Below are 18937 nucleotides of genomic sequence, written 5' to 3'. Positions count from 1 at the left end.
AAGCGGATAAAAGAGCGACTTGAACGATCGCTGCCTACGGCAGCGCCTGTGGGTCAGGATACATCGAAAACTCAGGTCGGGTGTCATCCCGCGTGCACTGGCAAGCCAACGCCTGCACTGACCGGTCCCACAAAAGCAAAGGGGCCCGAAGGCCCCTTCTTTGTTCCAGCTGCGTGACGCTTAAGCGTCTGGCGCGGCCTTGGCAGCAGGCTCACTGTTTTCGTAGATATACAGTGGCTTGGACTTGCCTTCTATAACGCTTTCATCGATCACTACTTTACTCACCTCGGACTGCGAGGGGATTTCGTACATAGTGTCGAGCAATACACCTTCGAGAATCGAACGCAGACCACGAGCACCGGTCTTTCTTTCCAGCGCGCGTTTCGCGACCGATTTCAGAGCATCGGCACGGAATTCAAGGTCCACGCCTTCCATCTCGAACAGCTTGGCATACTGCTTGGTCAGAGCATTTTTCGGCTCGGTGAGGATCTGCATCAAAGCCGCCTCATCGAGCTCATCCAGTGTGGCAAGTACCGGCAGACGACCCACGAATTCCGGGATCAATCCAAACTTGACCAAATCGTCAGGTTCGACCTCACGCAGGGATTCACCGACTTTCTTGCCTTCTTCCTTGCTGCGCACTTCTGCGTTGAAACCGATGCCGCCCTTGGTGGAACGGTTTTGAATAACCTTTTCCAGCCCGGAGAATGCACCACCACAGATGAACAGGATGTTACGGGTGTCGACCTGAAGGAATTCCTGCTGCGGATGCTTGCGACCACCCTGAGGCGGAACGGAAGCGACCGTGCCTTCGATCAACTTGAGCAAGGCCTGCTGCACGCCCTCACCGGAAACGTCCCGGGTGATCGACGGGTTGTCAGACTTGCGCGAAATCTTGTCGATTTCATCGATATAGACGATGCCCATCTGGGCTTTTTCCACATCGTAATCACACTTCTGCAGCAGCTTCTGAATGATGTTCTCGACATCTTCACCCACATAACCCGCCTCGGTGAGGGTGGTTGCGTCGGCGATGGTGAACGGAACGTTCAGCAAACGGGCCAGAGTTTCGGCAAGCAGGGTTTTACCCGAGCCTGTCGGGCCGATCAGCAAGATGTTGCTCTTGCCGAGTTCGACGTCGTCATTCTTCTTGTCACGCTGGTTCAGGCGCTTGTAGTGGTTGTACACCGCTACGGCCAGAACCTTTTTCGCACGCTCCTGACCAATCACGTATTGATCAAGGATGCCGCTGATTTCTTTAGGCGAAGGCAATTTATGCGCGCTGCTTTCGGCCTGTGCTTCCTGCACCTCCTCGCGGATGATGTCATTGCACAGGTCGACGCACTCGTCGCAGATAAAGACCGAGGGGCCGGCAATCAATTTGCGTACTTCATGCTGGCTTTTGCCACAGAAGGAGCAATAGAGCAGCTTGCCGTTGTCCTCGCCGTTGCGGGTGTCAGTCATTCGTTCGATCCAAATCCGATAGGCTTGCAACACAAGATGAAGGCTATTGCGGGCTTTTTCAAGCCCGCTGGTGATCGGACCCGCCGACCACCCCTATTTTGAGCTGCTTATTTTAAGCGGGGCGCTGGTTGATCACTTCATCGATCAACCCGTATTCACGCGCCGCTTCCGCACTCATGAAATTGTCGCGGTTTGTATCGCGCTCGATTTCTTCAAGTGTGCGACCGCTATGCTTGGCCATCAGCGTGTTCAGACGCTCACGGATGAAGAGGATTTCCTTGGCATGGATTTCGATATCCGAGGCCTGGCCCTGGAAACCGCCCAGCGGCTGGTGAATCATCACGCGCGAGTTCGGCAGGCAGTAACGCTTGCCAGGGGCACCCGCCGTCAAAAGAAACGCGCCCATGCTGCACGCTTGACCGATACAGGTGGTCGAAACGTTGGGTTTGATGAACTGCATGGTGTCATAGATCGACATACCCGCCGTCACCGAACCGCCCGGGGAGTTGATATAGAGATGGATGTCCTTGTCCGGGTTTTCCGCTTCAAGGAAAAGCAGTTGCGCACAGATCAGGTTGGCCATGTAGTCCTCTACCGGGCCAACCAGAAAGATTACTCGTTCCTTGAGCAGACGCGAGTAAATGTCGTAGGCGCGCTCGCCACGAGCGGACTGCTCGACAACCATCGGGACCAGACCGCCTGCGGCCTGGATATCAGAGTTCTGCTGAATATACGAATTACGGAACATGCTCTGCAGTCACTCCCAAATAGTTATGTCTTGAATACGCATAAGCCAGCACGAAGGCTGGCTTATGGTGTGTACTTCTTACCGCAAAAACGATCAGTCGGCTTTTGGAGCTTCTACCGGCTTGACCGCTTCTTCGTAAGAGACCGATTTGTCGGTCACGCTAGCTTTCTGCAGAACAGTATCCACAACTTGCTCTTCCAGCACAACCGAACGAACTTCGTTCAATTGCTGGTCATTTTTGTAGTACCAAGACACAACTTGTTCAGGCTCCTGGTAGGCAGAGGCCATTTCCTGAATCATTTCGCGAACGCGGGCTTCGTCAGGCTTGAGGTCGAATTGCTTGACCACTTCAGCCACGATCAGACCCAGCACAACACGGCGCTTGGCTTGCTCTTCGAACAGCTCGGCCGGCAGTTGATCAGGCTTGATATTGCCACCGAACTGCTGAACAGCCTGCACGCGCAGACGGTCAACTTCGTTGGACAGCAGAGCCTTAGGCACTTCGATCGGGTTGGTGGCCAGCAGACCGTCCATTACCTGATTCTTGACCTTGGACTTGATCGCCTGACGCAGTTCACGCTCCATGTTCTTGCGAACTTCGGTGCGGAAGCCTTCCAGACCGGTTTCCTTGATACCGAATTGAGCGAAGAATTCTTCGTTCAGTTCTGGCAGTTTTGGCTCGGAAACGCTGTTTACAGTAACGGTGAACTCGGCAGTTTTGCCAGCCAGGTCCAGGTTCTGATAGTCCTCTGGGAAGGTCAGGTTCAGAACGCGTTCTTCGCCAGCCTTAGCACCAACCAGACCTTCTTCGAAACCCGGGATCATGCGGCCGGAACCCAGAACCAGCTGAGTCCCCTTGGCGGAACCACCGGCGAACACTTCACCGTCGACCTTGCCGACGAAATCGATGTTCAGTTGGTCTTCGTTTTGAGCAGCGCGATCGGCCACTTCGAAACGGGTGTTCTGCTTGCGCAGGATGTCCAGCATTTTGTCCAGATCGGCATCAGCCACGTCAGCGCTCAGACGCTCTACGGTGATACCTTCGAAACCGGCAACGGTGAACTCAGGGAACACTTCGAAAACAGCAACGTATTCCAGGTCCTTGCCAGCTTCGAGCGACTTAGGCTCGATCGAAGGCGAACCAGCCGGGTTCAGCTTCTGCTCAACCACAGCTTCGTAGAAGGAGGACTGGATCACGTCGCCTACAGCTTCCTGGCGAGCTTCAGCGCCGAAGCGACGCTTGATTTCGCTCATTGGCACTTTGCCTGGACGGAAGCCAGCAATCTTGGCCTTTTGGGCAGTCTGCTGCAGACGCTTGTTGACCTGAGTCTCGATGCGCTCAGCCGGCACGGTGATGCTCATGCGGCGCTCAAGAGCAGAAGTATTTTCAACAGAAACTTGCATGGATATTCCTCGTTGCACAGACGTTGGCCGGCCGTTTCCGACCCCAGAATCAAGGGCATGCATTCTAGTGGGTCAAACTCAAGAAGTCACCCTACTGAAAACGGGTAAAAACGCAGCAGGCAATTTATAGGTGCGAATGCACGAATGCACCTCGCCCCGGTGGCAAATACAGCCAATCACGCCAGGGCTCTGCGCCAACCCTTCTATATATAGAAGAGGCTGCCAATCATCTCCCTGACAGCCGATCTTGCGTACAAGGCCGGCGGGCAGCGCAGCATCATCGAGAAACATAAATACGACGAAACGCCCTACCCCTGCGACCCAGAACCTGCGGCCACGGAAAACTCATGCCACTAAAACAAAAAAGGCGCCAGACTGTTAAATCTGGCGCCTTTCGGAATATGGGGTGGACGATGGGGATCGAACCCACGACAACGGGAGTCACAATCCCGTGCTCTACCAACTGAGCTACGCCCACCATATTGCGTAACAATGAAGCCAAACGACTTCCTTGCTGACCCCAACCAAGCCTATCGGCATGAGTGAAGCTTTATTTGGTGCGGATGAAGAGACTCGAACTCTTACGCCTCGCGGCGCTGGAACCTAAATCCAGTGTGTCTACCAATTCCACCACATCCGCAGGTGAATCTGTTAAAGCAAAGGCGCCAGACTGTTAATCTGGCGCCTTCCGAAATATGGGGTGGACGATGGGGATCGAACCCACGACAACGGGAGTCACAATCCCGTGCTCTACCAACTGAGCTACGCCCACCATATTGCGTTACTTGTGCCAAAGCTGCCTAATGGCGCACCCGGCAGGACTCGAACCTGCGACCATCCGCTTAGAAGGCGGATGCTCTATCCAGCTGAGCTACGGGCGCCTTATTAATCTGTACCCTTGAAGGACTACAAACTAAATGCTTTCGAGTCTCGCAGAACCGTAATTCCGCTTGACCTTCTTAACCAGTGCTAGGCTGTGCCCGACAAGTGCGACGAATAGTATAGAGCCCCCCGAGGGTCGTCAAATCCTTTTTAAAAAAAATTCATTTAATTAAAGGAGTTAGGGGAATTTGCAGACCAAGCGCCTTTGCCCTCACCTCCTGACATGCGAGAATGCGTTCTCTTTTTTTCCCCTCTCGATGGTTAATCACGCGCAATGACTGCACAACTAATCGACGGCAAATCGATCGCCGCCAGACTGCGCCAGCAGATCGCCCAACGGGTCAATGAGCGTCGCCAGCAAGGCCTGCGCACGCCCGGCCTCGCGGTGATCCTGGTCGGCAGCGATCCTGCCTCTCAGGTTTATGTCTCGCACAAGCGTAAAGACTGTGAAGAGGTCGGCTTTCTTTCCCAAGCCTATGACCTGCCTTCCGAAACCACTCAAGAAGCGCTGACCGATCTGATCGATCGACTCAATGACGATCCGGCAATCGACGGTGTCCTGCTTCAGCTTCCTCTGCCAGAACACCTAGACGCGTCCAAGTTGCTGGAACGCATTCGTCCGGACAAGGACGTCGACGGGTTCCACCCATATAACGTCGGTCGCCTGGCCCAACGCATTCCACTGCTGCGCCCGTGCACCCCGAAAGGCATCATGACATTGCTGGAAAGCACCGGTGCCGATCTCTATGGCATGGATGCGGTAATTGTCGGTGCCTCCAACATTGTGGGTCGCCCGATGGCGATGGAATTGTTGCTGGCCGGCTGCACCGTGACCGTCACCCACCGCTTCACCAAGGACCTGGCCGGTCACATCGGTCGTGCCGACCTGGTCGTGGTGGCCGCCGGCAAACCGGGCCTGGTCAAAGGTGAATGGATCAAGGAAGGCGCGATCGTGATCGACGTCGGCATCAACCGTCAGGAAGACGGCAAGCTGGTCGGCGACGTGATCTACGAAACCGCCCTGCCCCGTGCCAGCTGGATCACTCCAGTGCCGGGCGGTGTCGGTCCGATGACCCGTGCATGCCTGCTGGAAAACACACTGTACGCGGCTGAAACCCTGCACAGCTGAGTCCTGTTTCCGGCGTTGCCAGCCAGTCAAGGAACCCCGCCCATGGCGGGGTTTTTTTCGCCTTCGGAAAAAGCTGACCACCCGCCGGAAAATGACTTTTTTTTCATGTTTCAAATGACTTTAACGTCTTCCCGGAACAACCATCGACAGTTATTCAGCCATACTCCAGAATGTCGCGCTTTTTAGGAAATAGCCCGTTACAAAACGGCTTATCAACACTTTATGAGTCTGCCAGCGTGAAAATCCGTCTTTCTATCCTGAGCCTATTTTTTGCAGTTACAGGGACTTTCATCACGCCAATCGCCAGCGCTGGCGAAACCACCGCAGCGCCTCGAGATACATCGCACCTGAAGATCGCTTCCGGCAGTGCATTGCTGGTGGATCTGCAGTCCAACAAAGTCATTTACGCCAGCAATCCCGACGTCGTTGTACCCATCGCTTCCGTGAGCAAACTGATGACCGGCCTGGTGATCGTTGAAGCCCGACAGAACATGGACGAATACATCAACATCAACATCAGTGACACCCCGGAAATGAAAGGTGTGTTCTCCCGGGTCAAGCTCAACAGCGAAATGCCGCGCCGGGAAATGCTGCTGATCGCCTTGATGTCGTCGGAAAACCGAGCCGCCGCAAGCCTGGCGCACCACTATCCGGGTGGCTATGCGGCGTTCATTGCTGCGATGAACGCCAAGGCCAGGGCGCTGGGCATGACCAATACCCATTTCGTCGAGCCAACCGGCCTCTCCCCACGCAACGTGTCCACCGCCCGCGACCTGAGCAAACTGTTGGTGGCCGCGCACAAGTACCCGCTGCTGACGCAACTGAGTACCACCAAGGAAAAGACCGTGTCGTTCCGCAAACCCAACTACAGCCTGGGTTTCCACAACACCGATCACCTTATTGGCAAACCGAACTGGAACATCGAACTGACCAAAACCGGTTTCACCAACCAAGCGGGTCACTGCCTGGTCCTGGTCACCCATATGGCTAACCGCCCGGTTGCATTGGTGATCCTCGATGCCTACGGCAAATACACGCACTTTGCCGATGCCACTCGTATCCGTAACTGGGTCGAAACCGGCCACAGCACAGACGTGCCTTCTGTAGCCCTGCAATACAAATCCGAAAAGAACCTCAAACAGCGTCAAAGCGGCGTGGTTGAAGCCTCGAAATAACGGCGCAACAGCACAAAGCAAAAGCCCCGATCATTCGGGGCTTTTTTTCATCTGTCATTAATCATTGGGCAGCGGCATCTGGTCGTCATCCGGGATACCGTCGCCGGTACTCGGGTCTCTCCAGGGTTTCGGATGTTCGGTTGACACCACCGCAGGACGAGCCAGAGGATCGCGCATCGGGCTATCCGGATCCATCACCGGATCCACGTCTTGCTCAGGTGTTGTCGGGACGTTTTCCGGACGTTTATCGTCAAAGCTAGAATCAGTAGACATACACACCTCCAATGTGACCTAGGGTTTCAGATCACCCAGTGGATCGTAAGGCTTCGCCGGAGCCTTGGGATTATCGCCCGGCTTGACATCCCGCGGCGCCTTGGCCGGACCAATGGGATCGACCTGAGGGTCGGCGAGATCCGGGGAGTCGGGGTCGAACGCCAGCTCATCGCCGGACGAATGCTCAGACGAATGCGGGCCGGCGGGGGTATTGGAATGTGCCATGAACGCCTCCTGATCGTGGCCCGAGAAACCCGGGCCTTAATCATCAGAAGCTGGCAATGCGCAGGGGTGCCATGGAGGTGACAAACGGGCTTACTGTGCGCCCAACGCTTTCTTCGCCTTGGTGGCCGCCTGCTCCTGACCGGCCTGCGCGAGTTCGTTGGCAGCCTTGAGCCAGCGCTGCTGATCGACATTGGCCGGTATCTGCGTTGGTGCCTGAATCAACACGGCCCAGCCACCGGCATCCTTGAACGCCGATTCAAATGAACTGAAGCTCATCAACGTGCGCTGATTCATGCCTGCTCGCAGCAGCACGGTCTGCTTGTGACGGTTGTACCCGGCGAGAATGGCATAACGCGGCTCGGCCCACAGCGCCGAGCCTTCAGTGAAGCGCACCATCACCGGATAGCCGGCCGCAACCTGGGTCAACAAGGCTGGCAGGTTACTGTCGAGGGGATAGACCATCATCCCGTATTCACGGGCCAGGTTCTGCATGTTCTGTTGCAGTTGCGCTTCGGCGCCCGGCAAATGCAGCGGCTTGTCGAGCAAACCAGGGGTAATCACGACTCCCTGCTGGGACAGCATGCTCGCCAGCACCTGCGGCCCGCTTTGATTCGCCACGCCCTTGTAAAACTGGCCTCTAAGTTCGACACGCTCCGGCAGACGCTTGATCTCCGGCGCCACACTGCCCGCACAGCCAGCCAGACCCGCCACAGCCCCCACAATCAGTACCGCCGATAGAATTCGAGAAATTACCCGCACCATCATCACTCTCTTGGTCAGACGCCAGGCGATCGCATTCCCGGCTTGGCCGTCGATCATAGGGCGCCACGCGCCGGCGGTATAGCCTTAACCGGTAGATGATCGCTCTTGATAGAGCGAACTGGTTGATCTCAGTCGACCTTCGATCAATAGCCTGAAACACCGCAGCGTCTAGACTGTCACTTGCAAGTCGTGTGTGCCCGCTGCAGGGCAAAGAGGAGGCATCGATGAGCCTGACAATGACAATCGTGATGTTGATTTCCAGCTGGCTGGCCGTTGCCACCGCCATGCTTTGGGGAGTTCTGCGAATTACGCGTCGGCACCATCACCACCCTGTTCAACCGACGCCCTTGGTCAAAGCCGAAAAATCCGCCGAGCACCACGCCACGGCCCATTAACCGAAGCCTTCGGGCCCTGCAAACAAAAACGGCCGCCTGGACTCTTTCGAGCACAGGCGGCCGTTTGTTTAGGCGCCAATCAAGCCTCAGCGGAAGCCCGCTTCTGCCGTGCACGGCGGGACATCATGTTCAACACCTCAATCGCAGCCGAGAACGCCATCGCAGCGTAGACGTAGCCTTTCGGTACGTGGGCGCCGAAGCCTTCGGCGATCAGCGTCATGCCGATCATGATCAGGAAGCCCAGGGCCAGCATCACCACCGTCGGGTTGTCGTTGATGAACTTGGCCAGTGGATCAGCCGCCAGCAACATCACCAGCACCGACACCACCACCGCGATGATCATGATCGGCAAATGCTCGGTCATGCCGACAGCGGTAATGATGCTGTCGATGGAGAACACCATGTCCAGCATCAGGATCTGACCAATCGCTGCGGCAAAGCCCAGGGTCACGGTCGAGGTCGCCGAGGTCGGATCTTCCGGAGCCGGGTCCATGCTGTGATGGATCTCGGTGGTGGCTTTCCACAACAGGAACAGGCCACCGGCAATCAGGATCATGTCTTTCCAGGAGAAGGCCTGGCCAAACACTTCGATCACAGGCGCCGTCAACTGAACGATGAACGCAATGGTACTCAGCAAGCCCAGTCGCAGAATCAGCGCCATGCCGATACCAATGCGCCGTGCTTTCTGGCGATGTTGCTCGGGCAGTTTGTTGGTCAGGATCGAGATGAAGATCAGGTTATCGATGCCAAGCACGATTTCCATCACCACCAGGGTGGCCAGGGCAATCCACGCAGTGGGGCTGGCAGCTAGTTGTAAAAGGTATTCCATGGGTCAGTCCTGACTCGCTGTAAGACGGTTTAGATTTCCTGGGACGAAGATTCGGTTTTTCCCGCATCTTTTTCCGTTGATTCTTTTTTGCTGCTCAACCCGCCAGTGGCATCGCTCAGCGCTTGCTCGGCGGCTTTGTGAGTATCGTCGATGGCCTGTTTGGCGCTTTCGGCAGCTTTGCCCATCAGTTGCTGGGCGCTTTTTTCAGCCTGGTCACAACCGGCCAGTACCAGTAAAGACGTGATCAGCAATGCCGTGGTCTTGAACTTCATGTTGTCTCCTTCCAATAGAACAAACGGTGCCGAGACGATGGCCCGTTGATAGCGACGCATTCTAGGGAGGCAAACACTTCAGGAAAATTCGTATTTTTAGCAGCTATACTTCGGTTTTAACGAACTGTAGAACCCGCAATGCTCAACTATCGACAACTGCATTACTTCTGGGTCGTGGCCAAGACCGGCAGCATTGTGCGCGCCTGCGAGCAACTGAACCTGACGCCCCAGACCATCAGCGGACAAATCTCCCTGCTCGAACAGACCTATGGCATCGAGTTGTTTCGCCGTGTCGGCCGGCAACTGGAGCTCACCGAGGCCGGCCGGCAAACCCTGCCCTACGCCGAACAGATGTTTCAGCTGGGAGGTGAACTGGAACTGATGCTGCGGGCGCAACCCAACGAACAACAGATCCTGTTCCGGGTCGGTGTGGCCGACGTGGTGCCCAAATCCATCGTCTACCGACTGATCGCGCCCACCATGGAATTGAGCGAACCGCTGCGCATCACCTGTCGCGAAGACAAGCTCGAACGCCTGCTCGCCGACCTGGCCATCCAGCGCCTGGACCTGGTGATCTCCGACAGCCCGATGCCGTCGCACCTGGACATCAAGGGCTACAGCCAGAAACTCGGTGAATGCGGGATCAGTTTTTTTGCGACCAGGGAGCTGGCAGCGCTCTACGGTGGCGACTTCCCCGGTAGCCTGAGCGGGGCTCCGCTGCTGATTCCCGGACCGGAAACCGTGGTGCGCAGCCGCTTGCAACGCTGGTTCGCCGAACAACAGATCCAGCCGCGCATCGTTGGCGAATTCGACGACAGCGCCTTGATGCAAGCCTTCGGGCAGTCCGGTAGCGGGATTTTCATCGGTCCGAGCGTGATCGCCGATGAAGTGCGGCGCCAATACGGCGTGGAGGTGATTGGCCAGACCGACGCGGTCAGCGAGTCGTTCTATGCCATTTCGGTGGATCGCAAGGTCAAGCACCCCGGCATTGTCGCCATTACCGAAGGTGCCCGCCGCGAGTTGTTTACCGAACTGTGAAGCCTCAGGCGAAGACTGGCCGAGGCTTGAAGGTCATCAGCGCGATGGCCAACAGGATCGACGCCAGAATAAAAGCGGCAGCCGCAAACCCCAGGCCTTGCAAGCCAACGCTGTCGATGACCCGGCCACCGATCATGGCGCCCAGGCCGATCCCCAGGTTGGCCCCGGCAATGTTCAGCGATGCCGCGAATGCGGGTGCCTCGGGTGCGGCTTTCATCAACCGCACATGGCTGACCAGAAACAGCGCTGCCTGAGTGATGCCCCAGATGCCCATCGCCGCCGCCAGACCGACAGGCGAATGAATGTTCGGCACCAGCGCCACCAGGCCAGCAATCATGAACGCGCAGAACATCATCGAAGCGATCAGCGGATGGCGATCCACCGCACGCCCCCCCAGCGAGTTACCGATCAACCCGACCGCGCCGAAGCCCATCAGGCACCAGCCAACCACCGTGCCATCGAAACCGGCCAAACGCTCGAGGATGTCCGCCAGGTAGGTGTAGGCGGTGAACATGCCGCTGAACACAATGATCGACAGCAGCACGTGGCCCACCATCAATGGGCTGCGCAGGATCTTGAACTGTGAACGGAAACTGACCTGGTGCTGATGCAGACTGGTTTTGGGCAAATAGATAAACAGCAGCAGCGCCTTGGCAAAGGCGATGAACGCGAGGATGCCGAAAGCACTGCGCCAGCCGAATGCATCGGAAATCAGGGTACCCACCGGGATACCGAACACCGTAGCGCAGACGATGCCGAAGCCGATCTTGGCGATGGCGCGTCCGGCGTAATCCGGCCCGACGATATCCACCGCCGTCTCACTGGCCAGCGCCCAGAACACCGGCAGTCCCAAGGCAGGAATCAAGCGGGCAAGCGCCATGACCCCAATGTTCGGCGCCAACGCCGCGAGGGTGTTGGCCAGGCCGAACATGATCAACACGCTGATGAACAGCTTGCGCCGCTCGAACCGGGCGAAATACGCGGTGAGGAATGGCCCGAAGGCGGCAACGGTGAACGCGAACAGGGTCACCAGCAACCCCGCTTGCGGGATGCTGACCTCTAGGTCGCGGGCGATGGCCGGCAGCAGGCCGACAATGATGAACTCCGTGGTCAGCACTGTGAAACCGGCGGCGGACAACAGAAGGATGGGCAACAACCGCATGCAAAACTCCAGAAAAACGACAACACCAGCGATAGCCCGAAGGCCCACTGGCAGACATGAAAATGAGGATGGCGGATCTTAACAGAGTGTTTGCGCACAGGGTTGCACGAACCTGCAAATTGCGTTGAACGCCAGGGCGTCAGTTCGTCACAGGTCTGAAGGATCGGCCCTACGCTGTGATAAAGTCCGCGCCCTGAAAAACGTACACCCTGTGGTCGATGCCGTTCAACCAAGCCGAAACACTGACCTGTGGCGAGGGAGCTTGCTCCCGCTGGACTGCGCAGCAGGCCCATTTTTTTGGGGCCGCTTCGCTGCCCAGCGGGAGCAAGCTCCCTCGCCACAGGTTAATCAGCGGCATTACACCCCCGCGTTTCCCCTTACGGTTTCCTGCCTGCGGCCTGCCCGGCTTGTTGCTGCACACCTGCGAAACCATGCACTTATAAAAAATCAGAGATGCTGTTTTATGACCGCTTCATCCCCTTCTCTATGGCAACACCTCAAACGCACCAGCCTGGTCACGCAAATCATCATCGGTTTGATCGCCGGGATTGCCCTGGCGCTGTTCGCGCCGGAAGCGGCAAAGGCCACGGCGTTTATCGGCAAGGTCTTCGTCAGTGCGCTAAAAGCGGTCGCGCCGATTCTGGTGTTCGTGCTGGTCATGGCGTCGATCGCCAACCATAAACACGGCCAGGAAACCCACATCCGGCCGATTCTGTTCTTGTACCTGCTGGGCACCTTTGCCGCCGCCGTGGTCGCGGTAGTGGCGAGCATGATGTTCCCCTCCAGCCTGGTGCTGTCGACCCATGACGTTGCGGTGACCGCGCCCGGCGGCATCGGCGAAGTCCTGCAAAGCCTGATGCTGAGCGTGGTCGACAACCCGATCAGCGCACTGATGAACGCCAACTTCATCGGCATTCTGGCCTGGGCCATCGGCATGGGCGTCGCCATTCGCCACGCCGGCGACACCACCCGCGAAGTGCTGGGCGACCTGTCCAATGGCGTGACCGTCATCGTGCGCGTGGTGATTCGCTTTGCACCGCTGGGGATCTTCGGCCTGGTGGCCTCGACCCTGGCCACCTCCGGTTTCGGTGCCCTGGTCGGTTACGCCCACCTGCTGGCGGTGCTGCTCGGCTGCATGCTGTTCGTGGCGCTGGTGATGAACCCGGCCATCGTCTTCTGGAAATTGCGTCGCAACCCCTATCCACTGGTGCTGACCTGCCTGCGTGAAAGCGGGATCACCGCGTTCTTCACCCGTAGCTCGGCGGCGAACATTCCCGTCAACCTGGAACTGAGCAAGCGCCTGGGCCTGCATGAAGACACCTACTCGGTGTCGATCCCGCTGGGTGCCACCATCAACATGGCCGGTGCAGCCATCACCATTACCGTACTGGCGCTGGCAGCGGTGCATACCCTGGGCATTGCCGTGGACATCCCGACCGCGATCCTGCTCAGCGTTGTCGCAGCCATCTGCGCCTGTGGCGCTTCGGGTGTGGCGGGCGGTTCGCTGCTGCTGATTCCACTGGCGTGCAGCTTGTTCGGCATCCCAAGTGAAATCGCGATGCAGGTGGTCGCGGTCGGTTTCATCATCGGCGTACTGCAGGACTCGGCGGAGACGGCGTTGAATTCGTCCACCGACGTGCTGTTCACGGCGGCGGCATGCCTGGGTGAAGAGGCAAAGGCAGAACGCCTGGCCTAACCCAAACCCCCTGTGGGAGCGAGCCTGCTCGCGATGGCGGTGTCACATTCAATATCAATGTTGACTGACCCACTGCTATCGCGAGCAGGCTCGCACACAGGGTTCGTGGTGTAGCGAATAAATGCGCACACATGAAAAAGCCCCCGCAACCCAAGGCTGCGGGGGCTTTTTTGTACCTGGACGGTTTAGAACGCGCCCATGTAATCGCGCTTGCCCACTTCCACGCCGTTGTGGCGCAGCAATGCGTAAGCGGTGGTGACGTGGAAGAAGAATTGCGGCAGCCCGTAGGTCAGCAGGTAAGCCTGGCCAGAGAAGCGCTTCTCTTTAGGCGTGCCCGGACGGGTAACGATTTCGATGCCTTCCTTGCCGTTGATCTGCTCCGGCTTGATCTCGCCGATGAAGGCCAGGACCTTGGCGATCAAGGCTTGCAGCTCGGCGAAAGTGGTTTCGCTGTCGTCGTACTTCGGCAGTTCGACTTCGGCCAGACGGGCGGAAACGCCCTTGGCGAAATCAACGGCGATCTGCACCTGACGCACCAGCGGGAACATATCCGGGTACAGGCGGGCTTGCAGGAATGCGTTCGGGTCGATGTTCTTTTCAGTCGCGTGGGCTTCGGCCTTCTTCAGCACATCGCTCAGGGCGTTGAGCATTTGCTTGAAAACAGGAACGGAAGCGTCATACAGGGAAATGGTCATGGCAGGTCTCGTGTGGTGACGGAGGGAAACGTCGGCCCCCTGTAGGAGCGAACCTGCTCGCGATGGACTCAAGCGCAACGCGTTTATCCAGAATCGACGCGTTATCGTTAACGACCATCGCGAGCACGCTCGCTCCTACAGGTGATCGGTTTTGGAACGTGGGCCGATTATAGCCACCCGCGCCCTCCCGATACCGTTCTTTTTCAGCTGCCGTAAACCCTGGCCGCCGGAACCGCCCGAGTCAGCAGCTGCGCCACCGCATCGCCCATCTCGCTTACCGCCCATCGGGCATTGCGGTCCAGTTCCGGACCACGACGCCAGCCATCGGCAATCGACAACTTGCCGCCCTCGACCTCGAACATCTGCCCGGTCACGTCCGCCGAAGCCTCGGAGCCGAGCCACACCACCAGCGGCGCGACGTTTTCCGGCGCGAAGTAATCAAAGCCCTCCTCCGGTTTTTTCATGGTGTCGGCGAACACCTGCTCGGTCATGCCAGTGCGCGCAGCCGGGGCCAGGGCGTTGACCGTGATCCCGTAGCGGCGCAACTCGGCTGCCTGCACCAGGGTCAGTGCGGCGATGCCGCCCTTGGCCGCCGCATAGTTGGACTGGCCGATGGAGCCCTGCAGGCCGGCTCCCGAACTGGTGTTGATAATCCGCGCATCGACCTTCGCCCCGCCCTTGGCCTGCTCACGCCAGTACTTCACGGCATGGCTGGCAATGCAGAAATGGCCCTTCAGATGCACCGCCACCACCGCATCCCAGTCTGCTTCGCTGAGACTGGCGAACATACGGTCACGGCAGATGCCCGCATTGTTGACGACCACGTTCAGTCCGCCGAACGTTTCAATCGCCTGACGCACGATCAGCCCGGCCGAGTCATAACGCGTGATGTCGTCGCTATTGGCCACGGCGCTGCCGCCCTGACCGAGGATCTCGCCGACCACCGCCAGCGCCGCCTCCCGGTTGATGTCATTGACCACCACCTTCGCGCCCTCGGCAGCGAAAGCCAGCGCATACGCGCGCCCCAGGCCACCGCCGGCACCGGTGATGATCACGACGCGGTTTTCACAGATTTTCATGTTTCAAATTCCTCACTTGTCGCCACATTTCCCTGTAGGAGCGAGCCGGCTCGCGATGGTCGTAAACGAATACGCGGGATGTCTGGATAACCGCGTCGTTCTTCAGTCCATCGCGAGCCGGCTCGCTCCTACAGGATCGGTGTACATCCGGCTTTACAAACGCTCGATAATGGTGACGTTGGCCTGGCCGCCGCCTTCGCACATGGTCTGCAAACCGAAGCGCCCGCCGCTGCGTTCCAGTTCATGCAACAAGCTGCACATCAAGCGCGTGCCGGTCGCACCCAGCGGATGACCGAGGGCAATGGCGCCGCCGTTGACGTTGGACTGTTCGTGGGGGTAACCGGTCTCCTTGAGCCAGGCCATGGCCACCGACGCGAACGCTTCGTTGATTTCCACACGGTCGATGTCTTCCAGCTTCATGCCGGCACGTTTGAGCGCATAAGCGGTGGCCGGGATAGGCGCAGTGAGCATCCAGACCGGGTCCTCGGCACGTACGCTCAGGTGATGAATCCGCGCACGTGGCGTCAGGCCATAACGCTTGAGCGCCGCTTCGGAGACGATCAGCACCGCGCTGGCCGCGTCGCAGGTCTGGCTGGATACCGCTGCCGTCACCCGGTCGCAGCCGAACAGGAACTCCAGCTCGGCCATTTTTTCCAGGCTGGTGTGGCGCGGCGTTTCGTCATGCAGCACGCCGGCCAGTGGCACGATCTCGCGGCTGAAGCGGCCTTGCTCGATGGCCTGCAAGGCACGTCGATGGGACTCCAGCGAATAGGCTTCCAGTTGCGCCCGAGACAGGTCCCACTTCTCGGCAATCATCTGTGCCGAACGGAACTGCGTCGGCGGCTGCGCGCCGTAGCGTCGCACCCAACCTTCAGAGCCGCTGAACGGATCGGTAAAGCCCAAGGGTTCGGCGGCGATCATCGCCGAAGAAATCGGGATCTGGGTCATGGTCTGCACGCCCCCGGCGACGACCACGTCCTGAGTGCCACTCATCACGGCCTGGGCGGCGAAATGCACCGCCTGCTGGGACGACCCGCACTGGCGGTCAATGGTGGTGCCGGGCACCGATTGCGACAAACCGGCCGCCAGCCAACTGGTACGGGCGATGTCGCCGGCCAGCGGGCCGATGGTGTCCACGCAACCGAAGATCACGTCGTCATAATCGTCGTCGGGAATGTCGTTGCGTTCGACCAATGCGCGCAACACATGGGCGCCCAGGTCGGCGGCGTGAATCTGGCTCAGACCACCCTTGCGCCGCCCGGTGGGCGTACGCAGGGCGTCGACGATATAGGCTTCAGCCATGGTGTACCTCGGTACGGTAGAAAAATTGAAATCAGGCGCCGATAACCTGTGGGAGCGTGGCTTGCCCGCGAAAGCGGTGGGTCAAACAACATTGATGTAGCTGACACTCCGCCTTCGCGGGCAAGCCCGCTCCCACAGGGAATTCGTCGCCCTTACTGTCGGGGTTAGAACGTACTGCCCGCACCCAGCTCTGGACTGCCGTCAAACAGAGCCGCGCGAATCCGACCTTTGTGGTGGCCGCGATCGCCCCACACCTTGTCCAGCGCCCAGGCGCGTTTCATGAACAGGTGCAAGTCAACCTCCCAGGTGTACCCCATGGCGCCGTGGGCCTGGATGGTGTTCTTCGCCGCCAGCAACGCCGCTTCCGCCGTCGCCAGTTTGGCGTGGGACACCCGCGCGTCCTGCCCCGCTTGCTGCTCGGCCACCGCGTAGGCGGCGCGATACAGTGGCCCCTTGGCGAATTCGATCTGCACCGCGACGTTGGCCATCAAATGCTTGACCGCCTGGAACGAACCCACCGGTTTGCCGAATTGCTTGCGCTCAAAGGTGTAGTCCACCGCCAGGTCGACCATGCGCTTGGCCAGCCCCAGCAGTTGCGCGGCGCTGGCGAGGGCGCCACGGTTGAAGGCATCGGCCCACAAACGTCGGCCTTGTTCACCACTGGCGACACAGGTCGCGGGTGTTGGCGTCCACTCGACCTGAAACAGCTGGCGACTCGGATCGACCGACTCATTGCGCGTCAGGCGCACGGCGCCCCGCTCCAGCGCATGCACCTCATCGCCATGGGCCAGCAGCAACAGATCGGCCACATGGGCATCACTGACCAACGGATTGCCCGGCTCGGCGATCGCCAACCGCGCGCGGCCCCCGGCGACCCGCGTCAGCCAGTCGTGCTTGAGCGCCGCGTGTTGCTCGTCAAGGGCGGCCAGCAACGGCACGCCGACCAGCACGGTCTCCACCAGCGGCTCGGGCAGGCCGGCGTAACCACATTCCTGGGCGATCAGAATGAAGTCGAGCTCATTCATGCCCATGCCCTCCTGGGCCTCGGGCACGGTCAGCGCGGTCAGGCCCAATTCCACCAGTTGCGCCCAGAGTTGATCACTGCGGCCGCTGTCGCTTTGCCACAGTTCGCGGATGCGCTCCGGGGTGACTTCGTTGATCAGGAAACTTCTGACGTTGTCCTGGAACAGCAGTTGGTCGCGGCTGAAACTAAAATCCATGGTCTATTCCTCAGGCACGCGGCATGCCGAGCATGCGTTCGGCAATGATGTTGCGCTGGATCTCGTTGGTGCCGGCGTAGATCGGCCCGGCCTGGGCAAACAGGAAACCGTCCAGCCAATGGTCGACATCACCGGCCGCCGGGGCTTGGGGCAGCAACTCGCCGCGCAGGCCGAGAATGCTCATGGCCGTGTCGTGCATGCGCTGATCGAGCTCCGACCAGAAGATTTTGTTGGTCGAGGATTCCGGCCCGATCTTGCCGCCCTGCACCAGTTGCGAGGCGGTCATGTAAGTGCTCAAGGTGTAGGCCTCGGCGTCCAGCCAGGCGCGCATCACGGCCTCGCCGATCGCCGGGTCGCGGTCGGCCTGCTCGCGATGGGCCTGGTACAACTGCACCAGGCGCCTGGCGGTTTCCTGGAAGCGCGCGGGCGAACGCAGCAGCAAGCCGCGCTCGAAACCGGCGGTGGACATCGCCACGTGCCAGCCCATGCCCTCGCCACCCAAGGCGTTCTCCACCGGTACCTTGACGTCGTCGAAGAAAATCTCGGCGAACCCCGGCAAGCCATTGAGCTGCGGGATCGGCCGCACGGTGATGCCCGGCGTGTCCAGCGGCAGCAGAATAAAGGTCAGGCCGTGATGGCGCTGGGACTGCGGGTCGGTGCGGAAAATGCCGAACACCCAGTCGGCCCACACTGCACGGGTCGACCAGGTTTTCTGGCCGTTGATCACGTAGTGGTCGCCGACCCGCTCGGCCTTCGAGCGAATCGCCGCCATATCGGAACCGGCACCTGGCTCCGACCAGCCTTGGGCCCAGATGTCTTCGCCGGTGGCCATGCGCGGCAGAAAGCGCGCCTTTTGCGCTTCGCTGCCGTACTCCATCAGGGTCGGGCCGAGCAGGAAGATACCGTTCTGGTTAACGCGAGCGGGCGCACCGGAGCGGTAGTATTCCTCCTCGAAAATCAGCCATTCGATCAGGTCGCAGCCACGGCCGCCAAGTTCGGTCGGCCAGGTCACCATGCCCCAACGGCCTTCGTTGAGTCTGGCTTCCCAGGCGCGGTGCTCGGCAAAACCTTGTTCAGTGTCGAACGATTGCAGCGGTTCGGCGGGTACGTTGGCGGCCAGCCAGGTCCGCGCTTCGGCGCGAAAGGCCTGCTGGGCCGGGGTATAGGTCAGGTCCATGAAAGTGCCT

19 protein-coding genes and 4 tRNA genes are annotated in these 18937 nt (G+C 59.1%); 5 read left to right on the top strand and 18 right to left on the bottom strand.

Annotated features, from left to right (window positions below; all coding sequences use genetic code 11):
• Window positions 1-180: 180 nt before the first annotated feature.
• The 7 genes from clpX to ACVWYU_RS21365 all read right to left on the bottom strand — a co-directional run bounded on the left by clpX (window position 181) and on the right by ACVWYU_RS21365 (window position 4497).
• On the bottom strand, window positions 181-1464 hold the full coding sequence (gene clpX / locus ACVWYU_RS21395) for an ATP-dependent Clp protease ATP-binding subunit ClpX (RefSeq protein WP_007946893.1): 1284 nt from the start codon (window positions 1462-1464) through the stop codon (window positions 181-183).
• Between the two features lie 112 nt (window positions 1465-1576).
• A complete protein-coding gene (gene clpP, locus ACVWYU_RS21390) occupies window positions 1577-2212 on the bottom strand; it encodes an ATP-dependent Clp endopeptidase proteolytic subunit ClpP (protein ID WP_090323736.1) in 636 nt (211 codons plus the stop codon).
• A 93-nt stretch (window positions 2213-2305) separates the two neighbouring features.
• Window positions 2306-3616 (bottom strand): trigger factor, encoded by a 1311-nt coding sequence (gene tig / locus ACVWYU_RS21385; RefSeq protein ID WP_247256231.1) that lies wholly within the window; start codon window positions 3614-3616, stop codon window positions 2306-2308.
• Window positions 3617-4018: 402 nt separating this feature from the next.
• Window positions 4019-4094, bottom strand: a tRNA-His gene (locus ACVWYU_RS21380).
• Between the two features lie 77 nt (window positions 4095-4171).
• Window positions 4172-4256 (bottom strand) — tRNA-Leu (locus tag ACVWYU_RS21375).
• 56 nt (window positions 4257-4312) lie between these two features.
• Window positions 4313-4388, bottom strand: a tRNA-His gene (locus ACVWYU_RS21370).
• A gap of 32 nt (window positions 4389-4420) precedes the next feature.
• Window positions 4421-4497, bottom strand: a tRNA-Arg gene (locus ACVWYU_RS21365).
• 275 nt (window positions 4498-4772) lie between these two features.
• Between ACVWYU_RS21365 and folD the strand changes: the two genes are divergently transcribed.
• A complete protein-coding gene (gene folD, locus ACVWYU_RS21360; RefSeq protein WP_090323739.1) occupies window positions 4773-5627 on the top strand; it encodes a bifunctional methylenetetrahydrofolate dehydrogenase/methenyltetrahydrofolate cyclohydrolase FolD in 855 nt (284 codons plus the stop codon).
• Between the two features lie 236 nt (window positions 5628-5863).
• Entirely contained in the window at window positions 5864-6802 is a 939-nt protein-coding gene (gene pbpG / locus ACVWYU_RS21355) for a D-alanyl-D-alanine endopeptidase (protein ID WP_090323741.1), read from the top strand.
• A 57-nt stretch (window positions 6803-6859) separates the two neighbouring features.
• Here the strand turns inward: pbpG and ACVWYU_RS21350 are convergent, their stop codons facing one another.
• From ACVWYU_RS21350 to ACVWYU_RS21340, 3 genes are all read right to left on the bottom strand, one after another.
• Entirely contained in the window at window positions 6860-7075 is a 216-nt protein-coding gene (locus ACVWYU_RS21350) for a hypothetical protein (protein WP_090323743.1), read from the bottom strand.
• A gap of 18 nt (window positions 7076-7093) precedes the next feature.
• Complete coding sequence (locus ACVWYU_RS21345) at window positions 7094-7300, bottom strand: DUF6021 family protein (RefSeq protein ID WP_090323745.1); 207 nt, start codon at window positions 7298-7300, stop codon at window positions 7094-7096.
• Window positions 7301-7390: 90 nt separating this feature from the next.
• Window positions 7391-8119: a peptidase C39 family protein gene (locus tag ACVWYU_RS21340; RefSeq protein WP_457373614.1), complete on the bottom strand. Its 729-nt coding sequence runs from the start codon at window positions 8117-8119 to the stop codon at window positions 7391-7393.
• 167 nt (window positions 8120-8286) lie between these two features.
• On the opposite strand from ACVWYU_RS21340, the gene ACVWYU_RS21335 reads away from it, so the two are divergent.
• The gene (locus ACVWYU_RS21335; RefSeq protein WP_248915488.1) at window positions 8287-8457 is read left to right on the top strand and encodes a hypothetical protein; all 171 of its coding nucleotides are present in this window, start codon (window positions 8287-8289) and stop codon (window positions 8455-8457) included.
• Window positions 8458-8536: 79 nt separating this feature from the next.
• Here the strand turns inward: ACVWYU_RS21335 and ACVWYU_RS21330 are convergent, their stop codons facing one another.
• Complete coding sequence (locus ACVWYU_RS21330) at window positions 8537-9286, bottom strand: TerC family protein (RefSeq protein ID WP_247256236.1); 750 nt, start codon at window positions 9284-9286, stop codon at window positions 8537-8539.
• Window positions 9287-9315: 29 nt separating this feature from the next.
• On the bottom strand, window positions 9316-9558 hold the full coding sequence (locus ACVWYU_RS21325) for a hypothetical protein (protein WP_247256237.1): 243 nt from the start codon (window positions 9556-9558) through the stop codon (window positions 9316-9318).
• A 138-nt stretch (window positions 9559-9696) separates the two neighbouring features.
• Here ACVWYU_RS21325 and nhaR point away from each other — a divergent pair, with 138 nt between their 5' ends.
• Entirely contained in the window at window positions 9697-10596 is a 900-nt protein-coding gene (gene nhaR, locus ACVWYU_RS21320) for a transcriptional activator NhaR (protein WP_457373613.1), read from the top strand.
• Between the two features lie 4 nt (window positions 10597-10600).
• Here the strand turns inward: nhaR and ACVWYU_RS21315 are convergent, their stop codons facing one another.
• On the bottom strand, window positions 10601-11758 hold the full coding sequence (locus ACVWYU_RS21315) for an MFS transporter (protein ID WP_457373612.1): 1158 nt from the start codon (window positions 11756-11758) through the stop codon (window positions 10601-10603).
• 463 nt (window positions 11759-12221) lie between these two features.
• Here ACVWYU_RS21315 and sstT point away from each other — a divergent pair, with 463 nt between their 5' ends.
• A complete protein-coding gene (gene sstT, locus ACVWYU_RS21310) occupies window positions 12222-13454 on the top strand; it encodes a serine/threonine transporter SstT (RefSeq protein WP_457373611.1) in 1233 nt (410 codons plus the stop codon).
• 185 nt (window positions 13455-13639) lie between these two features.
• Here sstT and ACVWYU_RS21305 read toward each other — a convergent pair whose 3' ends face one another.
• From ACVWYU_RS21305 to ACVWYU_RS21285, 5 genes are all read right to left on the bottom strand, one after another.
• Entirely contained in the window at window positions 13640-14149 is a 510-nt protein-coding gene (locus tag ACVWYU_RS21305; protein WP_196587112.1) for a DUF1993 domain-containing protein, read from the bottom strand.
• A gap of 203 nt (window positions 14150-14352) precedes the next feature.
• Entirely contained in the window at window positions 14353-15228 is an 876-nt protein-coding gene (locus tag ACVWYU_RS21300) for an SDR family oxidoreductase (protein ID WP_247256241.1), read from the bottom strand.
• 153 nt (window positions 15229-15381) lie between these two features.
• A complete protein-coding gene (locus ACVWYU_RS21295; protein WP_457373610.1) occupies window positions 15382-16530 on the bottom strand; it encodes an acetyl-CoA C-acetyltransferase in 1149 nt (382 codons plus the stop codon).
• A gap of 164 nt (window positions 16531-16694) precedes the next feature.
• Window positions 16695-17750 carry an acyl-CoA dehydrogenase family protein gene (locus tag ACVWYU_RS21290; RefSeq protein WP_457373609.1) on the bottom strand — a complete coding sequence of 352 codons (1056 nt, stop codon included), beginning with the start codon at window positions 17748-17750 and terminating at the stop codon, window positions 16695-16697.
• 10 nt (window positions 17751-17760) lie between these two features.
• Complete coding sequence (locus ACVWYU_RS21285; protein WP_457373657.1) at window positions 17761-18927, bottom strand: acyl-CoA dehydrogenase family protein; 1167 nt, start codon at window positions 18925-18927, stop codon at window positions 17761-17763.
• Between the last annotated feature and the right edge of the window lie 10 nt (window positions 18928-18937).

This window comes from Pseudomonas sp. TE12234, from assembly GCF_054061835.1.
The sequence above is the reverse complement of the archived record's forward strand: the minus strand, read 5'-3'. Positions and strand labels throughout refer to the sequence as shown.

Bases quoted from the DNA above. Each gene is read 5' to 3' on its own strand.
- ACVWYU_RS21305 (WP_196587112.1), bottom strand. From the start codon at position 14,149: ATGACCATTTCCCTGTATGACGCTTCCGTTCCTGTTTTCAAGCAAATG.
- ACVWYU_RS21315 (WP_457373612.1), bottom strand. From the start codon at position 11,758: ATGCGGTTGTTGCCCATCCTTCTGTTGTCCGCCGCCGGTTTCACAGTG.
- ACVWYU_RS21285 (WP_457373657.1), bottom strand. From the start codon at position 18,927: ATGGACCTGACCTATACCCCGGCCCAGCAGGCCTTTCGCGCCGAAGCG.
- nhaR (WP_457373613.1), top strand. From the start codon at position 9,697: ATGCTCAACTATCGACAACTGCATTACTTCTGGGTCGTGGCCAAGACC.
- ACVWYU_RS21325 (WP_247256237.1), bottom strand. From the start codon at position 9,558: ATGAAGTTCAAGACCACGGCATTGCTGATCACGTCTTTACTGGTACTG.
- ACVWYU_RS21335 (WP_248915488.1), top strand. From the start codon at position 8,287: ATGAGCCTGACAATGACAATCGTGATGTTGATTTCCAGCTGGCTGGCC.
- clpP (WP_090323736.1), bottom strand. From the start codon at position 2,212: ATGTTCCGTAATTCGTATATTCAGCAGAACTCTGATATCCAGGCCGCA.
- tig (WP_247256231.1), bottom strand. From the start codon at position 3,616: ATGCAAGTTTCTGTTGAAAATACTTCTGCTCTTGAGCGCCGCATGAGC.
- ACVWYU_RS21290 (WP_457373609.1), bottom strand. From the start codon at position 17,750: ATGGATTTTAGTTTCAGCCGCGACCAACTGCTGTTCCAGGACAACGTC.
- folD (WP_090323739.1), top strand. From the start codon at position 4,773: ATGACTGCACAACTAATCGACGGCAAATCGATCGCCGCCAGACTGCGC.
- ACVWYU_RS21330 (WP_247256236.1), bottom strand. From the start codon at position 9,286: ATGGAATACCTTTTACAACTAGCTGCCAGCCCCACTGCGTGGATTGCC.
- ACVWYU_RS21295 (WP_457373610.1), bottom strand. From the start codon at position 16,530: ATGGCTGAAGCCTATATCGTCGACGCCCTGCGTACGCCCACCGGGCGG.
- ACVWYU_RS21345 (WP_090323745.1), bottom strand. From the start codon at position 7,300: ATGGCACATTCCAATACCCCCGCCGGCCCGCATTCGTCTGAGCATTCG.
- sstT (WP_457373611.1), top strand. From the start codon at position 12,222: ATGACCGCTTCATCCCCTTCTCTATGGCAACACCTCAAACGCACCAGC.
- clpX (WP_007946893.1), bottom strand. From the start codon at position 1,464: ATGACTGACACCCGCAACGGCGAGGACAACGGCAAGCTGCTCTATTGC.
- ACVWYU_RS21340 (WP_457373614.1), bottom strand. From the start codon at position 8,119: ATGATCGACGGCCAAGCCGGGAATGCGATCGCCTGGCGTCTGACCAAG.
- ACVWYU_RS21350 (WP_090323743.1), bottom strand. From the start codon at position 7,075: ATGTCTACTGATTCTAGCTTTGACGATAAACGTCCGGAAAACGTCCCG.
- ACVWYU_RS21300 (WP_247256241.1), bottom strand. From the start codon at position 15,228: ATGAAAATCTGTGAAAACCGCGTCGTGATCATCACCGGTGCCGGCGGT.